General features: G+C 70.9%; 17 protein-coding genes. 15 read left to right on the top strand and 2 right to left on the bottom strand.

The annotated features are described in order from the left end of the window. Window positions 1-242: 242 nt before the first annotated feature. The 10 genes from rpsF (at window position 243) to ASG32_RS24940 (ending at window position 9,102) form a co-directional block, all read left to right on the top strand. Complete coding sequence (gene rpsF, locus ASG32_RS24985; protein WP_020090632.1) at window positions 243-704, top strand: 30S ribosomal protein S6; 462 nt, start codon at window positions 243-245, stop codon at window positions 702-704. A gap of 3 nt (window positions 705-707) precedes the next feature. Beyond that, window positions 708-959, top strand: a complete 252-nt coding sequence (rpsR, locus tag ASG32_RS24980) for a 30S ribosomal protein S18 (protein ID WP_007561044.1) — start codon at window positions 708-710, stop codon at window positions 957-959. A 128-nt stretch (window positions 960-1,087) separates the two neighbouring features. Next, window positions 1,088-2,137 (top strand): DUF2232 domain-containing protein, encoded by a 1,050-nt coding sequence (locus ASG32_RS24975; RefSeq protein ID WP_056531742.1) that lies wholly within the window; start codon window positions 1,088-1,090, stop codon window positions 2,135-2,137. A 41-nt stretch (window positions 2,138-2,178) separates the two neighbouring features. Continuing rightward, window positions 2,179-2,751 (top strand): 50S ribosomal protein L9, encoded by a 573-nt coding sequence (rplI, locus tag ASG32_RS24970; RefSeq protein WP_020090634.1) that lies wholly within the window; start codon window positions 2,179-2,181, stop codon window positions 2,749-2,751. Between the two features lie 312 nt (window positions 2,752-3,063). Further along, window positions 3,064-4,551: a replicative DNA helicase gene (locus tag ASG32_RS24965; RefSeq protein ID WP_020090635.1), complete on the top strand. Its 1,488-nt coding sequence runs from the start codon at window positions 3,064-3,066 to the stop codon at window positions 4,549-4,551. A 226-nt stretch (window positions 4,552-4,777) separates the two neighbouring features. Beyond that, complete coding sequence (locus ASG32_RS24960) at window positions 4,778-5,227, top strand: cupin domain-containing protein (RefSeq protein WP_056531740.1); 450 nt, start codon at window positions 4,778-4,780, stop codon at window positions 5,225-5,227. A gap of 10 nt (window positions 5,228-5,237) precedes the next feature. Continuing rightward, complete coding sequence (locus ASG32_RS24955; protein WP_056531738.1) at window positions 5,238-6,140, top strand: SMP-30/gluconolactonase/LRE family protein; 903 nt, start codon at window positions 5,238-5,240, stop codon at window positions 6,138-6,140. Continuing rightward, window positions 6,137-7,051, top strand: coding sequence for a VOC family protein (locus tag ASG32_RS24950; protein WP_056531736.1), 915 nt, complete (start codon window positions 6,137-6,139; stop codon window positions 7,049-7,051). Before ASG32_RS24955 ends, ASG32_RS24950 begins: the two co-directional genes overlap by 4 nt. An 81-nt stretch (window positions 7,052-7,132) precedes the next feature. Beyond that, a complete protein-coding gene (gene lgt, locus ASG32_RS24945; RefSeq protein ID WP_056531735.1) occupies window positions 7,133-8,035 on the top strand; it encodes a prolipoprotein diacylglyceryl transferase in 903 nt (300 codons plus the stop codon). Continuing rightward, a complete protein-coding gene (locus ASG32_RS24940; RefSeq protein ID WP_056531733.1) occupies window positions 8,032-9,102 on the top strand; it encodes an SAM-dependent methyltransferase in 1,071 nt (356 codons plus the stop codon). Before lgt ends, ASG32_RS24940 begins: the two co-directional genes overlap by 4 nt. 41 nt (window positions 9,103-9,143) lie before the next feature. On the opposite strand, the gene ASG32_RS24935 is transcribed toward ASG32_RS24940, so the two are convergent. Next, on the bottom strand, window positions 9,144-9,335 hold the full coding sequence (locus ASG32_RS24935) for a hypothetical protein (protein WP_012322302.1): 192 nt from the start codon (window positions 9,333-9,335) through the stop codon (window positions 9,144-9,146). A 144-nt stretch (window positions 9,336-9,479) separates the two neighbouring features. On the opposite strand from ASG32_RS24935, the gene pgeF reads away from it, so the two are divergent. The 3 genes from pgeF to ASG32_RS24920 all read left to right on the top strand — a co-directional run bounded on the left by pgeF (window position 9,480) and on the right by ASG32_RS24920 (window position 12,319). Next, window positions 9,480-10,247, top strand: coding sequence for a peptidoglycan editing factor PgeF (gene pgeF / locus ASG32_RS24930; RefSeq protein ID WP_056531731.1), 768 nt, complete (start codon window positions 9,480-9,482; stop codon window positions 10,245-10,247). Window positions 10,248-10,514: 267 nt separating this feature from the next. Then, a complete protein-coding gene (locus tag ASG32_RS24925; protein ID WP_056531729.1) occupies window positions 10,515-11,354 on the top strand; it encodes a porin family protein in 840 nt (279 codons plus the stop codon). A 197-nt stretch (window positions 11,355-11,551) separates the two neighbouring features. Next, on the top strand, window positions 11,552-12,319 hold the full coding sequence (locus ASG32_RS24920) for a DUF2076 domain-containing protein (protein WP_056531727.1): 768 nt from the start codon (window positions 11,552-11,554) through the stop codon (window positions 12,317-12,319). A 100-nt stretch (window positions 12,320-12,419) separates the two neighbouring features. Here ASG32_RS24920 and ASG32_RS24915 read toward each other — a convergent pair whose 3' ends face one another. Then, window positions 12,420-13,220 (bottom strand): L,D-transpeptidase, encoded by an 801-nt coding sequence (locus tag ASG32_RS24915; protein ID WP_026604541.1) that lies wholly within the window; start codon window positions 13,218-13,220, stop codon window positions 12,420-12,422. A gap of 272 nt (window positions 13,221-13,492) precedes the next feature. Here ASG32_RS24915 and ASG32_RS24910 point away from each other — a divergent pair, with 272 nt between their 5' ends. Beyond that, on the top strand, window positions 13,493-14,209 hold the full coding sequence (locus tag ASG32_RS24910; RefSeq protein ID WP_056531725.1) for a protein phosphatase CheZ: 717 nt from the start codon (window positions 13,493-13,495) through the stop codon (window positions 14,207-14,209). A 74-nt stretch (window positions 14,210-14,283) separates the two neighbouring features. Beyond that, a complete protein-coding gene (uvrC, locus tag ASG32_RS24905) occupies window positions 14,284-16,350 on the top strand; it encodes an excinuclease ABC subunit UvrC (protein ID WP_056531723.1) in 2,067 nt (688 codons plus the stop codon). The last annotated feature ends 33 nt before the right edge of the window (window positions 16,351-16,383 follow it).

Genomic DNA, 16,383 nt, shown 5'->3' with positions numbered 1-16,383 from the left:
GTCGCGAAAAACCGACTATGCGCCGCCCCTCGCGTTCGCTCCGGCCGGGGGCTGAACGGACGGTGCCGCTCGCGGCACAGGGCTCTCCCAGATCCCGTCGTCCGGTGTCTCCGCCTTCGATCAACCGCTCGGGCCTGAAAATCGGCTCGAAGGGCTTGGCGCCGAGCGTAGCGCGAGATGAACCGGCCCGAATCAGCCGCCTTCCGGCGGCCGGGCTCCTTTTGACGATGAAAGGCCCGACAATGCCTCTCTACGAGCATGTGCTCTTGGCCCGCCAGGACGTGACGTCCCAGCAGGTCGAGACGATGATCGACACCTACAAGGGTGTGATCGAGCAGAACGGTGGCCGTCTCGAGAAGATCGAGATGTGGGGCGTGAAGTCCCTCGCCTACCGGATCAAGAAGAACCGCAAGGCGCACTTCGCCCTCCTCAACATCGACGCCCCGCCGGCCGCCATCGCCGAGATGGAGCGCCAGATGCAGATCTCCGAGGACGTGCTGCGCTTCATGACCATCCGGGTCGAGGAACTCGATTCCGAGCCGTCCGCCATGATGCAGAAGCGCGACCGCGACGACCGCAAGGATCGCGAGCGCGGCCGTCGTCGCGATGACGAGGGCTTCGGCGGTGGCGGCTTCGGCGGCGACCGTGGTGACCGCGGCGATCGCGGTGACCGCGGCGAGCGCAGCTTCGGCGGGGAGGGCTAACCCATGGCATTCGGTGCTGGTGCGGGCGGCGGACGCCGTCCCTTCTTCCGTCGTCGCAAGACCTGCCCGTTCTCCGGCGCGAACGCGCCGAAGATCGACTACAAGGACGTCAAGCTCCTGTCCCGCTACGTGTCCGAGCGCGGCAAGATCGTGCCGTCGCGGATCACCGCGGTCTCGGCCAAGAAGCAGCGCGAGCTCGCTCAGGCGATCAAGCGCGCCCGCTTCCTCGGCCTGCTGCCCTACGTGATCAAGTAGGCCATCAGAACCCGCCGGCCCGGCATCTGCCCGGGCCGGCCCTCCCAGAGGGCGGCTCGCGCCGCCCGATCGTTGGGGCGCGTAGCCGCCTCTAACCCTGCCGTACCGGCAGCGGGACAGCGGAATTCATGGCACAGCACATCGGCATCGGTATCGGCGCGGGCCTCGTCTCCGCACTCCTGTTCGGGGTGCTGCTGAAGGCGACGCCGCTCGCGATCCTGCTCTACCTCGTGGCGCCGCTTCCGATCCTGATCGTCGGCCTGGGCTGGAGCCACAAGGCCGCGCTCGCCGCGGCCGCCGCCGGCAGCCTCGCGCTGATCCTGGTGATCGCGCCCTTCCTGGGACTGGCCTTCGCGGCCTACATCGCCCTGCCCGCCTGGTGGCTCGCCTACCTCGCGCTCCTCGGGCGCGAGACGCCCGCCGGCCTCGAATGGTACCCGACCGGCCGCCTGCTCGGCTGGATTGCCGCCACGGCCGCCCTCGCCTTCATCGCCATCGCGGTCCTGTCGTCGCCGAACCACGCCGCCTTCGACGCGCAGCTGCGCGGGCTCGCCCAGACCCTGGTCCAGACGCGGCTGCCCTCCGCCCGCCCGTCCCCCGAGACCCCGCGCGCAGATGCCCCGCGCGCCGACGCGCCCTCGACCGGCGGCGAGGCGGGCGGCAAGGACGGGGCGGCGACGCCCGGTCCGGCCCCGCAGGCCGACGCCGACCCGGCGGACGTCACGCGGGCCGAGGTGGCGGACGCCCTCGCCCGCGTCGTGCCCGCCTTCGCGGCGAACGGCCTCGCCCTGCTGCTGGCCTTCTACCTCTGGGCGTCGGCCCGGATCGTGAAGATCTCCGGCCGCCTGCCGCGGCCCTGGCCCGACATCCCCTCGACCGCCATGCCGCGCAGCACGCTCGTGGCGGTCGCGGCGGCCGTCGGGATGTGCTTCGCGCCCGGCTATGTCGGCGTGTTCGGGGTCGCGCTGCTCGGCGCGTTCAGCGCCGCCTTCGCCCTCCAGGGGCTCGCCGCCTTCCACGACCGCTCCCGCGGCCGGCCGGGGCGCGGGCTCATGCTGTTCGGCATGTACCTGATCCTGTTCGTGACCCAGGGCATCGCCCTGGTCGCCCTGACCCTGTTCGGCCTCGCCGACACAGCCCTCGACCGCCGACGCCCCAAGGGCGATCCGGCGCCGTGAGACCCCGGCCCGCGTGGCCGAACACCTGAAGGAGAAAGACCATGGAAGTGATCCTGCTCGAGCGCGTGGCCAAGCTTGGCCAGATGGGCGAGACCGTGAATGTCCGTCCGGGCTTCGCCCGCAACTTCCTGCTCGCCCGCGGCAAGGCCCTGCGCGCGACGGAAGCCAACAAGAAGCACTTCGAGGCCCAGCGCGCCCAGCTCGAGGCCCGCAACCTCGACCGCAAGAAGGACGCCGAGGTCGTCGCCGAGAAGCTGAACGGCCAGAGCTTCGTCCTCATCCGTCAGTCCGGCGAGACCGGCGTTCTGTACGGCTCGGTCTCGACCCGCGACCTCGCCGAGGTCGTCGCGAAGGAGGGCTTCACGGTCGATCGCGGTCAGTTCACCCTGAACCAGCCGATCAAGACGCTGGGCCTTCACACGGTCCCGGTGGTGCTGCACCCCGAGGTCGAGGTGGAGATCACCGTCAACGTCGCCCGCAGCCCCGAGGAGGCCGAGCGTCAGGCCCGCGGCGAGTCGGTGACCGAGCGCGAGGCGTTCAACCTCGACGACCTCGGCCTCGAGGTCGGTCAGGCGCTGGCCGATGCCGGCGAGGGCGCCGACGACCGCGGCTGATTCCCGTTTGCAGGCCCGACCGGCCGGCCAACCGGCCGGTCAAGCCTGCGGCGGCGTGGCCGGGCAGCGAGGCCGACCCCGCCGTGTATACCGGTGAACACTGGGGATGATGGTCCCCGAGACTTGACACGTTCCAGTTTTGTTCCAGCATGGACGCCCGCCCCTCGCGAGAGTCGGCGGGCGTCCGCTTTTCCGCGCCCCGGCCCGGGAGAACCGGCCGTCGGCTAGGCTTCGGTAACCATACCGGCGCCAAGGTCGTGCGGTGTGATCCTGGCGCGCCCGCCGCGGCGCCTGATACGGAGTCGTCCGCCGATGGCCTTGCCCAATGCGCTCACGGCCAAGCTCGAAGCGGTCCAGGCCGAGTACCGCGTCGCCCCGCACAACATCGACGCGGAGCAGGCGCTGCTGGGCGCGATCCTGGTGAACAACGACGCCTATTACCGGGTTTCGGACTTCCTGCTGGCCGAGCACTTCATGGAGGATGCCCACCAGCAGATCTTCACGGTGGCGGCCTCCCTGATCAAGGCCGGCAAGCTCGCCACGCCCATCACCATGAAGACCTATCTGGGCGACGCCGATTTCGGCGGCCAGACGGTGATGCAGTACCTCGCGCGCCTCGCCGCCGACGCGACGACGGTGATCAACGCCGGCGAGTACGGCCGCACGATCTACGACCTCGCCATCCGCCGCCGGCTGATCACCATCGGCGAGGATCTGGTGAACGGCGCCTACGAGGCGCCGGTGGAGCAGGCGCCCCGGGACCAGATCGAGGAGACCGAGCGCCGGCTCTACGAGCTGGCCGAGGCCGGACGCTACGACGGCGGCTTCCAGAAATTCTCGGACGCGCTGACCGCCGCGGTCGACATGGCCGCCAAGGCCTACCAGCGCGACGGCAAGCTCTCGGGCATCGCCACGGGTCTGTCCGACCTCGACGCCAAGATGGGCGGCCTGCAGCCCTCCGATCTGATCATCCTCGCGGGCCGCCCGGCCATGGGCAAGACCTCGCTGGTGACCAACATCGCCTTCAACATCGCCAAGGCCTACCGCGGCGAGAAGCAGCCGGACGGCACGACCCGGACCGTGAACGGCGGCATCGTGGGCTTCTTCTCGCTGGAAATGTCGGCCGAGCAGCTCGCGACCCGCATCATCGCCGAGCAGTCGGGCGTGCCCTCCTACAAGATCCGCCGCGGCGACATCCGGCCCGAGGATTTCTACAAGATCACCGACGCCGCCCGGGACATGCAGACGATCCCGTTCTACATCGACCAGAGCGGCGGCATCTCGATCGCCCAGCTCGCCGCCCGGGCCCGGCGCCTGAAGCGCCAGAAGGGCCTCGACCTGCTGATCGTCGACTACCTCCAGCTCCTCTCGGGCTCGGGCAAGCGCAGCGACAACCGCGTGCAGGAGATGACCGAGATCACGACGGGCATGAAGGCGCTCGCCAAGGAGCTGGCCGTGCCGATCATCGGCCTGTCCCAGCTCTCCCGTCAGGTGGAGAACCGCGACGACAAGCGCCCGCAGCTCGCCGACCTGCGCGAATCGGGCTCGATCGAGCAGGACGCCGACGTCGTCATGTTCGTGTTCCGCGAGGAGTACTACGTCGGGAACAAGAAGCCCCGCGAAGGGACCGAGGAGTTCTTCGCCTGGGAGGCCGAGATGCAGCGCGTCCACGGCAAGGCCGAGGTGATCCTCGGCAAGCAGCGTCACGGCCCCACCGGCACCGTGGAGCTGCAGTTCGACGCGAACATCACCCGGTTCTCGAACCTCGCGCAGACGGACCGGATCCCCGAGCAGATGTGAGCGTCGCGCCGTCATCGCGAGCGCGGCGAGGCGAGCCGGGCCGGCGCGCGATCGCCGAGTGTGGCGCCGGCTGGATTGCTTCGCTGCGCTCGCAAGGACGGTGAGGAGCTTTGCTGACCGGGACTTGGAGCGATGTCCCGGTCGTTCTGGCCTTCGTCGGGAGCCGCGAACCATCGCCAAGCCCGGCCGTTGTGGGAGGGTGTGTCCCGCCGCGGCAGGAGCGACGATGAGCGAGCCGACCCCTCCGAAGATGCCGTACTGGCACGTCTACACCGATGCGGAGGGTGTGAGCCGCCAGGAGCTGTTCCACCTCGAGCGGTTCAAGTTCGAGGGGATCAATCCCGAGACCGCGCCGCAGTGGAACGACAAGATGGACCCGGCGCCGTCGGTCGTGACCTTCACGGTCCTGCCGGTCGGCTGGGTCGGCGAGTGGCACGAGAATCCGCGGCCGCAATGGATCGCCGTCCTGTCGGGCCGCTGGTTCGTCGAGACGATGGACGGCCACCGGGTCGAGATGGGCCCGGGCGAGCTGATGATGGGCGAGGACCAGAACACGAAGGCGCGCGACGACCGGAAGGGCCACCTGTCCGGGACGGTGGGCGACGAGCCCTGCACGATGATCGTGACCGGGCTCCAGGTCGAGCCGACCGTCAATCAGCCCGGCCGCTTCAAGTAGGAGCGGCTCCATGGACGGCTTCGAACTCACGCAGCCGCGCTTCAAGGCCTACATCCTGCCGAACGCGCCGCTGCAGAAGCTCGCGGACGGGTTCCGCTGGACCGAGGGCCCGGTCTGGTTCGGCGACCGCGACGAGCTCCTGTTCTCGGACCTCCCCAACAACCGGGTGATGCGCTGGTCGGAATCCGCCGGCCTGAGCGTCTACCGCGAGGCGAGCGACTTCGAGAACGGCCACGCCCGCGACCGCCAGGGGCGAATGCTGTCCTGCTCGCACCGCGGCCGGCGCATCCATCGGACCGAGCTCGACGGGCGGGTCACCGGCCTGGTCGAGCACTACCAGGGGCGACGCCTGAACTCGCCCAACGACATCGTCTGCAAGTCGGACGGGACGATCTGGTTCTCGGACCCGCCCTACGGCATCCAGACCGACTACGAGGGCGGCAAGCAGGAATCCGAGCTGCCCGCCGCCGTCTACCGCTTCGATCCGCGCGACGGCTCGCTGCGGGTGGTGGCCGACGATTTCCAGGGGCCGAACGGGCTCTGCTTCTCGCCCGACGAGCGCAGGCTCTACATCGTCGAGACCGGGCTGCAGTTCGACACCGATCCGCTCCAGCACGTGCGCGTCTTCGACGTGGCCGAGGACGGCAGCCTGTCGGGCGGCGACGTGTTCTGCCGGATCGCGCCCGGTAACGCCGACGGCATCCGGTGCGACGAGCACGGCAATGTCTGGTCGAGCGCCGGCGACGGGGTCCACTGCATCGACCCCGGCGGCGAGCTGGTCGGCAAGATTTTCGTGCCCGCGACGGTCGCCAACCTCACCTTCGGCGGACGCAACGACAGCCGCCTGTACCTGTGCGCCTCGCAGGCGCTCTACGCGATCTACGTGAACGTGCGGGGAGCGCCGCTCCTGTGAGCGGCACCGCTCCCGAGGGCGGCGTGCGGGCCCTCGCGGGGTTCAGCCGCACGGTCGCGGACCTCGCCGTCACGGAGGCCTTCTACCGGGACGGGCTCGGCTTCGCGCGGGCTGCCCCGCCGGAGCCGGTTCCCGCCGCGCAGGCGGAGGCGATGGGGCTCGCGGACCGGCGCGCCACCCAGCTGCGCATGCGTCTCGGGGGGCAGACCGTGACCTTCCTGGCGGTCGATCCGCCCGGCGCGCCCTACCCAACCGATCCCGCGGCGACCGACCCGTTCTTCCAGCACCTCGCGATCCCGGTCCGCGACATGGAAGCCGCGGCCGCGCGACTGGCACGGCTCGCCCCGACGCCGATCAGCCGCGGCGGGCCTCAGCGCCTGCCGGCGTCCACGGGGGGCGTGATCGCCTACAAGTTCCGCGACCCCGACGGGCATCCCCTGGAGCTGATCTTCTTCCCCGACGGCCCCGCGGCCGCCCGCTGGCGCGACCCACCGGGCCTGTTCCTGGGGATCGATCACTCGGCGATCACCGTCACCGACCTCGACGCCACCCTGGCCTTCCTGACCGGCCCCCTCGGGCTGGCGGTGACGGAGCGCGGCCTGAACCGCGGGCCGGAGCAGGCGCGCCTCGACGGCGTCGACGATCCGCAGGTCGACGTGATCGCCCTGGCGCCGCCGGACCCCGCGCCGCACGTGGAGCTCCTGCATTACCGCACGCCCGTGACCGAGCGGCGGCTCGTCGTCGAGCCCGCCGACCGGGCCGCCACCCGCTACCTGTTCACCGCAGCGGATCCGCGGGCCCTGTCGCGGCGCCTGCGCGAGAGCGGGCGAACGCCGCGGACCTCCGCCGACGGCACGGCAGCCTACTGCGCCGGCCCGGACGAACACGGCTTCTTGTTCGTGCGCGGCTGAGGCCTCCGTTCCGGGAGCGTGCCCCGGGCTTGACGCGTCGCCCCTCCGGCGTCCAATCCGGCCGCCCCGGAGGTGAGTTAGATGCCGCTCCTCGCCCTGCCCTTTCCGGCCATCGATCCGGTGGCGATCGCGATCGGGCCGATCACGATCAAATGGTACGCGCTCGCCTACATCGCCGGCCTGATCGGCGGCTGGTATTACGCGCGCCGCCTCGTCATGGCCGACAGCCTCTGGGGCGTGGTGAAGCGCCCGCAGGTCGTCGACATCGACGACCTCGTCGTCTGGGTGGCGCTCGGCGTCGTGCTCGGCGGGCGGATCGGCTACGTGCTGTTCTACAATCTGCCGATGTACATCGCCGATCCGTGGGAGATCCTGGCGATCCGCAACGGCGGCATGTCGTTCCACGGCGGTTTCATCGGGGCCATCCTGGCCTTCGTGCTGTTCGCCCGCGGCAAGGGTCTCAACGCCTACACGCTCCTCGATATCGGCGCCGTGGTGGTGCCGATCGGCCTGTTCTTCGGCCGGATCGCCAATTTCGTGAACGGCGAGCTCTGGGGCCGCGTGGCGCCGGACTTCCCCTACGCGATCGTGTTCCCGAGCGGCGGCCCGCTGCCGCGCCACCCGAGCCAGCTCTACGAGGCAGCCACCGAGGGCCTGCTGCTGTTCATCGTGATGGCGGTCAGCGTCCGCCGGTTCGGCTTCCGCAAGCCCGGGCTCCTCGGCGGCATCTTCGTCCTCGGCTACGCGCTGGCCCGGACCGTCTGCGAGTTCTTCCGAGAGCCGGATCGCCAGCTCGGCTTCCTGTTCGGCGACCATCTCGGTCCGATGGGCGGCGGCGTGACCATGGGCATGCTGCTGTGCGTGCCGATGATGATCGTCGGCCTGACCTACATCGTGCTGGCCGCGACCGGCCGGACACGGCCCCGCCATCCGGTGGAAGCGCCGGCCGCCGAGGCCGCCCGCAAGGCGGCCGTCGAGGCGTGACCCCCCTCGGAACCGAGATCGCGGCGCTGATCCGGCAGAACGGGCCGATCGGCGTCGACCGCTACATGGCCCTCTGCCTCGGCCACCCGGTCCACGGCTACTACCGCACCCGCGATCCCCTGGGCGCCCAGGGCGACTTCACCACCGCGCCCGAGATCAGCCAGATGTTCGGCGAACTGCTCGGTGCCTGGACAGCCTACGTCCGCGGCCCGATCGGGTCGCCGGATCCGCTCCTCCTGGTGGAGTTGGGGCCCGGCCGCGGCACTCTGATGGCGGACGCGCTGCGCGCGCTGCGGGCAGCGCTCCCGGGGGTGCGCGTGGCACCGCACCTCGTCGAGACGAGCCCGGTGCTGCGGGCCGCGCAGGCGCGCGCCCTCGCCGGGACCGGTGCCGCGTGGCACGACAGCGTCGAGACGCTGCCCGAGGGGCCGGCGATCATCCTGGCCAACGAGTTCTTCGACTGCCTGCCGGTGCGCCAGTTCGAGCGCCGGCCGTCGGGCTGGCACGAGCGGCAGATCGGTCTCGATCCGGCGGGCGGCCTCGCTTTCGGCCTGTCGCCGGAGCCGGTCCCGGGCCTCGCGGCGGACGGCCCGGACGGCGCGCTGATGAGCGTGCCGGCGGCCGGGCTCGCGCTGATCCGCGCGCTGGCGCGGCGGCTGTGTTCCGAAGGCGGCGCCCTGCTGGCCATCGATTACGGCCATGTGCGTCCGGGCTTCGGCGACACCCTCCAGGCGCTGGCGGGACATCGCTTCGCCGACCCGCTGGCGGAGCCCGGCGAGGCGGACCTGACGCATCACGTCGATTTCGCCGCCCTCGCCCAGGCGGCGCGGGCCGAGGGCGCCGCGATCCACGGCCCCGTCGATCAGGGCGACTTCCTGGCCGCCCTCGGACTCGGGGCCCGTGCCGAGCGTCTGAAGGCACGGGCGAGCCCCGCGCAGGCCGCCGCGATCGACGCTGCGGCCGCGCGCCTGACCGATCCGGCCCGGGGCGGGATGGGAAGCCTGTTCAAGGTGCTGGCGGTGAGCGGCCCGTCCGTCGGGCCGCTCCCGGGATTTCCGGGGCTCTGAGACGCCGGGACGATGCGCGGCCCCGTCCGGGCCGGCTACTCTCAGCCGAAGGAGCCGAAGCCGGAATCGGTCTGGCTGGCGGGCCGCGGAGTCGGCGGCGCGGGCGGGTTGAGGTCGGTCGGGTCGAAGGCGGCGGGCTCTCCCGTGACGGGGTGGGCAGGCGCGCTCGGAATCCGGGGCTCTTCGGCCTCGGGCGTCTCGGGCAGGGCGTCGGTCTCGATCCCTCGTGACATCGCGATCCTTCTCAAGGCGGGGCCGGATCGGCTCCGTACTGCAATGCAGCAAGAATCTGACGGTTGAACGACATCGTCAAGGGTCCGCCCTTGCGCTATCGGGGCGCGACAGGGGCAAGCGCGAGGCCGACCGTGACCGCAGGCATGTTCATCGAGGCGCCGGAACTCTCCGCCCATGCGGGCGTGCGCCACGCCTTCTTCACCCGCGTCGGCGGGGTCTCCGAGGGCCTGTACGCGTCGCTCAATGGCGGCCTCGGCTCCCAGGACGCGCCGGAGCGCGTCGCCGAGAACCGGGCGCGGATGTGCGCGCAGCTCGGCCTGCCGCGGGACCGGCTGGTGAGCCTGTATCAGGTCCACTCGGCCGACGTGGTCACCGTCGAGGCCCCCTTCGCGGCGGAGCGGCCGAAGGCCGATGCCATGGTGACGCGGGTTCCGGGCCTGGCGCTCGGCATCGCCACCGCGGATTGCGGGCCGATCCTGTTCGCGGATCCCGAGAACGGCGTCGTCGGCGCCGCCCATGCCGGCTGGAAGGGTGCGCTCACCGGCGTGATCGGCGCGACCGTGTCGGCGATGGAGGCGCTCGGGGCGCGGCGCAGCCGCATCGTCGCCGTCCTGGGACCGACGATCGGTCAGGCCTCCTACGAGGTCGGTCCGGACTTCGTCGCGCGCTTCGGGAGCGATGCCCCCGGCATGGAGCGCTTCCTCGGCCCCGGCACGCGGCCGGGGCACGCCCAGTTCGATCTTCCGGGCTTCATCCTGGCCCGGCTCGGCGAAGCCGAGATCGGCGAGGCCACCGCACTCAATCTCTGCACTTACGCCGATCCGGAGCGGTTCTACAGCTACCGGCGGACCACGCATCGCGGCGAGGCGGATTACGGCCGCCTGATCTCCGCGATCACGCTGGTGCCCTGACGAGCCAGTGCGGCCTCGGAAAGGGGCTGCGACACTTTGTCGATCCTCGGCCCGAAAAAAAGCGTAGCCGTAAATGAACCTTGGCCATTCGACCGCGTTTAGGGGTCAAGGTGCCGGGGAAAACGGCGGGTTGCCACAAGGGGCCGCGAGAGCGGTCGGCGACACCGCGGAGCGCAAAGCAACCCTGGAACCGCTGGAACGCAGCCAGATCCGGTTCCGCAACCGTCCGCCCGTGGGACGGCGCGGACCACCAGTGAGGACCAGATCATGAAATCCATGCTCCGTGTGACCACGGCCCTCGCGGGCGTCGCCTTCGCGGGTTCGGCCTTCGCCGCCGACCTGCCGCGCCGCGCGGCCCCGCCGCCGGTGTTCACGCCCGTCCCGGTCTTCACCTGGACCGGCGCCTACTTCGGTATCAACGCCGGCTACGCCTTCGACGCCAGCGACCGCAACACCGGCAACACCTTCGCCGTCCCCTTCCCCTACGCCGCCCCCGGCACCGTCGCCTCCTTCCGCAACCGCAGCCAGGACGGCTTCTCCGGCGGTGGYCAGATCGGCTACAACTACCAGTTCACCCCGGGCTCCGGTATCGTGATCGGCTTCGAGGCCGACGCCCAGTACCTCGACTTCGGCCGCAGCCGGAACAACGCCTTCATCTCCGGCGCCCTCGCCCCCGGCTATTACGTCACCGACCCGCGCGGCCTCTCCAGCCTCGACTTCTTCGGCACCGTGCGCGGTCGCCTCGGCTACGCCTTCGACCGCACCCTCGTGTACGGCACCGGCGGCTTCGCCTACGGCTCGGGCAGCGCCGACCGCTCCTTCGGTGGCTACGCCGGCAACGACAGCTTCCGCACCGGCTGGGCCGCCGGCGGCGGCATCGAGTACGCCCTGCCCACCGACTCGTTCCTGAACTTCTTCCGCTCCTCGGCCGTCACGCTCAAGGTCGAAGGCCTGTACGTCAACCTCGACCGCGGCACCCGCAACCAGGGCGCGTTCGTCATCAACGCCGCCAACAACTTCCCGGTCGTCTACAGCGGCGTCGGCCGCCGCGACGACCAGTTCGCCGTCGTCCGCGCCGGCCTGAACTACAAGTTCGGCACGTTCTAGGATCGCGTCGGCGCGGCCGCGGCCGCGCCCCACACTCGGCATGCAGGAAGCCCGGCCGGCAGGTCGGGCTTCTCGCGTTTCGGGGTAGGCGGATGAAGTTTTCGCAATCCCCCTGACAAAGCGTCGCCGCGCACCCATGTCCTAGCTGCCATGCGGCGCGTTCGGGCCCGCGGGTGAGATTCGAGGAGGACGACTCCATGAACAGCGAAGAACGCGACGTCATTTCGGGAATCTTCCAGCGGCTGGAGCAGGCTCAGACCCAGCCCCGCGACGCGGAGGCGGAGCGCTTCATCGCCGACAAGCTCCGCGCGCAGCCCTACGCGCCCTACGCCATGGCGCAGCTGATCTACGTGCAGGAAGAGGCGATCAAGAGCCTGAACCAGCAGCTGGAGCAGGCCCGCAGCCAGGCGGCCCCGGCCCAGTCCTCCGGGGGCGGCGGCTTCCTGTCGAGCATCTTCGGCGGCGGCAGCCAGCAGCGCCAGGAGCCCCAGCCCGGCTACGGCCAGCCGCGCCCGGGCGGCCAGCCCTGGGGCAATCAGGGCGGCCCGCCGCCGCAGGGTTATCCGCAGCAGGGCTACCCGCAGCAGGGCGGCTACCCGCAGCAGCAGGGCGGTCCGTGGGGCGGCCAGCCCCAGGCCCCGGCGCGCGGCGGCGGCTTCATGGCGACAGCCCTGCCCATGGCGGCCGGCGCGGCGGGCGGCATGCTCCTCGGCAGCGCCCTGTCGAACGCCTTCGCGGGCGGCCATTCCAGCCTCGGCAGCGCCGCGGCGGCGGGCCTGGGCGGCGGTAGCGGCGAGACCGTCGTCAACAACTACTACGGCGACGGCGGCGGCAACCAGGATCTCGGCTCGGCCCTCGACAACAGCGGCGGCGACATGGGTAGCTTCCAGGACGCCGGCTACAGCGATCCGGGCGGCGATTTCGGCGGCGACCTCGGCGGCGGCGACGACAGCGACTGGACCTGATCGTCCCTGAGACGCAGCGGAAGGCCCGGTCGCGTCAGGCGCGGCCGGGCCTTTCTCGTATCCGGAAGGTCCGATCCGCGACCGGGGCCGCGTCGGCCGCTCAGAGGACCTCGACCCGCGTCCCCACCGGCACGCGCTCGTAGAGATCGATGACGTCGTCGTTCATCATGCGGATGCACCCCGACGAGACCGACTGCCCGATCGTGTTGGGCTCGTTCGTCCCGTGGATCCGGTAGAGCGACGATCCCAGGTAGAGGGCGCGGGCGCCCAGTGGGTTCTCCGGCCCGCCGGCCATGTGGCGCGGCAGGTCGGGACGGCGGGCCAGCATCTCGGCCGGCGGCGTCCAGTCCGGCCACTCCGCCTTGCGGCTGACCGTCTTCAGCCCGCTCCAGGCGAATCCGGGGCGGCCGACGCCGATCCCGTAGCGCAGGGCGCGCTGCCCGGCCTGCACCAGGTAGAGATGCTTTCCGGCGGTGTCGATCACGATCGTTCCGGGCTTCTGCCGCCCCGTGAAGGCCACTTCCTGGCGCTGGTACTCCGGCGAGACCGCGCGGCCGATCCGGCCCGGATCTCCCTGGGGCGCACCGTAGGGCTGAGGGGCGCCGGAAGCCTGGCCATAGGGTTGGCCGTAAGCCTGCCCGTACGCCTGCCCATAACCTTGCGCCGGCTCCGGCTCGACCGGCACCAGCTCGCCGGAATAGGCCGCGACGCGCTGCTGCGGCGCCGCGCGCTGCGGCCAGCCGCGCCCGGGCGCGCCGCCGGCGCTGCCGGTGACGAGATACTCGATCAGGCCGCCGCCGTAGCCGCCCTCGGCGTAGCGCGCCTGCTGCGCCCGGGCGGGGCCGCACAGCACGAACGCGGCCGCGGCCACCCCCATTCCCAGACGGACTGAACGCCGCATCGTCGCATGCTCCCGAGCCGGTGCCCGTGCTCCCGGCCCGCGAACGATCCCGTCGAATTTTACCGAATCCGGTGAACGAACGTGGTGAATCGCCGGGGCGGCCCGGCCCGTCCCCGGCCCGTCGCGACCAGCGTGAATCGGCGGTTAAGCCCCGACGGGGCCCTGGGCCCCCGGGCGAAGAGGGCCGGCGGTAAGAAGCTCGGCAGTCACAGTCCGCTAACCGTTATGGTAGACAGTCGCGGCGACGGAACCCGAACGCTCACGCCCGGACGATGACCCAGAAGCGCTATCGCATCGAAGACAGTCTCGGGCTTCCCGCGGCTCTCCCTCCCGGACCCGGGGCGTCCGCCTCGAGCGAGCGCCTGGAGGAGATCTTCAACGCCATCCAGGACTTGCGCCGCGTCACGCAGATGAGCGCGAGCGAGACCATCGAGTCGTGCCGCCGCGAGCTGCACGAGGCGCTGGCGATGCGCACCGAGCTCGACGTGATGAAGGAGGCGATCACCCGCACCAAGTCGGAGCTGGCGACGCTGCACCGGACCGAGAACACCGGCAAGGGCATGCGCCGGGCGGCCGACGAGCTCGACGCGGTGGTCGACTCGACGGAGCGCGCCACCACGCAGCTCCTCGGCGCGATCGAGGAGATCGAGAGCCACGCCGGCATGCTCAACGCCGCGACGCTGCCGCCCGGCACGAAGCAGCACGTCGACGTGATCCTCGAGCGCGTGATCACCGCCTACGAGGCCTGCAACTTCCAGGACCTGACCGGCCAGCGGATCACCAAGATCGTCAGCGTGATGAAGTTCATCGAGGAGCATCTCGACCGGCTCATCGCCACGTGGTCGGAACTCGACAGCTTCAAGGAGCTCATCACCGTCATGCCGGTGCCGACCTCCCTGGACGACGAGAGCTCGCTGCTCAACGGGCCCAAGCTCGACCACGACATCGGCCACGTCGACCAGAGCGACATCGACTCGCTGTTCGACTGATCGAGCCGACCGGGCGCGCGATTTTTGTCGCCGCCCCGGTCCCCCTGGCGGTCCGGAACGCTTAGATCTGCGGTATGAGCCGCAGAGCCCTCTCAGACCTGCCCCCCGACACCTTCGACGACGGCCGCGACGCCGAGCGGGACGAGACCGCCGACGAGCCGGAAGCCGGCCTCCCCGACACGGAGGCGCCGGAGATCGACTTCGACTTCGAGCCGGGCGCCGTCCAGGCCGGAACCGAGGTGATCCGCCGGTTCTGGTCGACACTGCCGTCCTCGCCCGGCGTCTACCGGATGTTCGACCATCGCGGCGACGTCCTCTACGTCGGCAAGGCCAAGAACCTGAAGGCGCGGGTCGGCTCCTACGCGCGGGGCCAGGCGCACTCGAACCGCATCGCCCGGATGATCTCGCAGACGGCGGCGATGGAGTTCGTCACCACGGCGACCGAGACCGAGGCGCTCCTCCTCGAGGCCAACCTGATCAAGCAGCTGAAGCCGCGCTTCAACGTGCTGATGCGGGACGACAAGTCGTTCCCCTACATCCTGGTCACCGACGACGGCCCCGCCCCGCAGATCGTCAAGCACCGGGGCGCCCGGCGCCGGAAGGGCAATTATTACGGCCCGTTCGCCAGCGTGTGGGCGGTGAACCGGACGGTGAACGCCCTGCAGCGCGCCTTCCTGCTGCGCACCTGCACAGACAGCTACTACGAGAACCGCACCCGGCCCTGCCTGCTCTACCAGATCAAGCGCTGCTCCGGCCCCTGCACGGGTGAGATCGCCAAGGACGACTACGCGGCCATGGCGGATTCTGCCCGGGCGTTCCTCGCCGGCAAGTCGAACGCCGTGAAGGACCGGATGCGCGCCGAGATGCAGGAGGCGTCCGAGGCGATGGAGTTCGAGCGCGCCGCCCGGTTCCGCGACCGCATCGCCGCCCTGTCGGCGATCCAGGGCGTGCAGGGGGTCAACACCCAGGGCGTCGAGGAGGCGGACGTGTTCGCCCTCGACGAGCAGGCCGGCCAGTTCTGCATCGAGGTGTTCTTCTTCCGGAACTTCCAGAACTGGGGCAACCGCGCCTATTTCCCGAAGGCCGACCGGACGATGACGCCCGACGAGGTGCTGGGCTCGTTCATCGGCCAGTTCTACGACGACAAGCCCGCCCCCCGGACCGTGCTGACGAGCCACGCGATCGAGGACGCGGAGCTGGTCGCGGCGGCCCTGTCGAGCCGGGTGGAGTACCGCGTCGAGATTCACAGGCCGAGCCGCGGCGAGCGGAAGAACCTCGTCGACTACGCCCAGCGCAACGCCAAGGAGGCGCTGGCGCGGCGCCTCGCCGACACGGCCTCGCAGGGCAAGCTCCTCGCCGCCCTCGGCCAGGCCTTCGGGCTCGACGGGGCGCCCCGCCGGATCGAGGTGTACGACAACTCGCACATCATGGGCACGAACGCGGTCGGCGGCATGATCGTCGCCGGCCCGACGGGCTTCATGAAGGCGCATTACCGCACGTTCAACATCAAGTCCGAGGACCTGACCCCCGGAGACGATTACGGCATGATGCGCGAGGTGCTGCAGCGGCGCTTCAAGCGGCTCGTGAAGGAGGCGCCGCGCACGGAGCGCGAGGCGGCCGTGGCCGCCGCCGAGGGCGGCGTGCCGGAGCCGGTGCAGGCCCCGGCGGAGGAGAGCGAGGCGTTCCCGGCCTGGCCGGACCTGGTGCTGATCGACGGCGGCAAGGGCCAGCTCGACGCCGCGCGGGCGGCGCTGGATGAGGTCGGCGTGGCGGGCGTGCCGCTCGTCGGCGTCGCCAAGGGCCGCGACCGGGATGCGGGCCGGGAGACGTTTTTCGTGCCCGGCCGGCCACCCTTCAAGCTTCCGCCGCGCGACCCGACGCTCTACTTCGTGCAGCGGCTCCGCGACGAGGCGCACCGCTTCGCCATCGGCAGCCATCGGGCCAAGCGGAAGCGTGAGATGGTGAAGAATCCGTTGGACGAGATCGCCGGCATCGGTCCGAGCCGCAAGCGCGCGCTGCTGCACCACTTCGGGACCGTGAAGGCGATCGAGCGCGCCGCCTTCGAGGATCTGGCCAAGACCCCGGGCGTGAACGCCGCTACCGCGCGGGCGGTCTACGACTTCTTTCATGCCGGCGCCTGAGAACCCGGCCGCGATGGCCGCGGCGGAATCTGA

Origin of the sequence: Methylobacterium sp. Leaf361, assembly GCF_001424445.1 — a bacterium.
Classification (GTDB): Bacteria; Pseudomonadota; Alphaproteobacteria; order Rhizobiales; family Beijerinckiaceae; genus Methylobacterium.
This window is presented reverse-complemented; position numbering and strand designations above follow the sequence as displayed.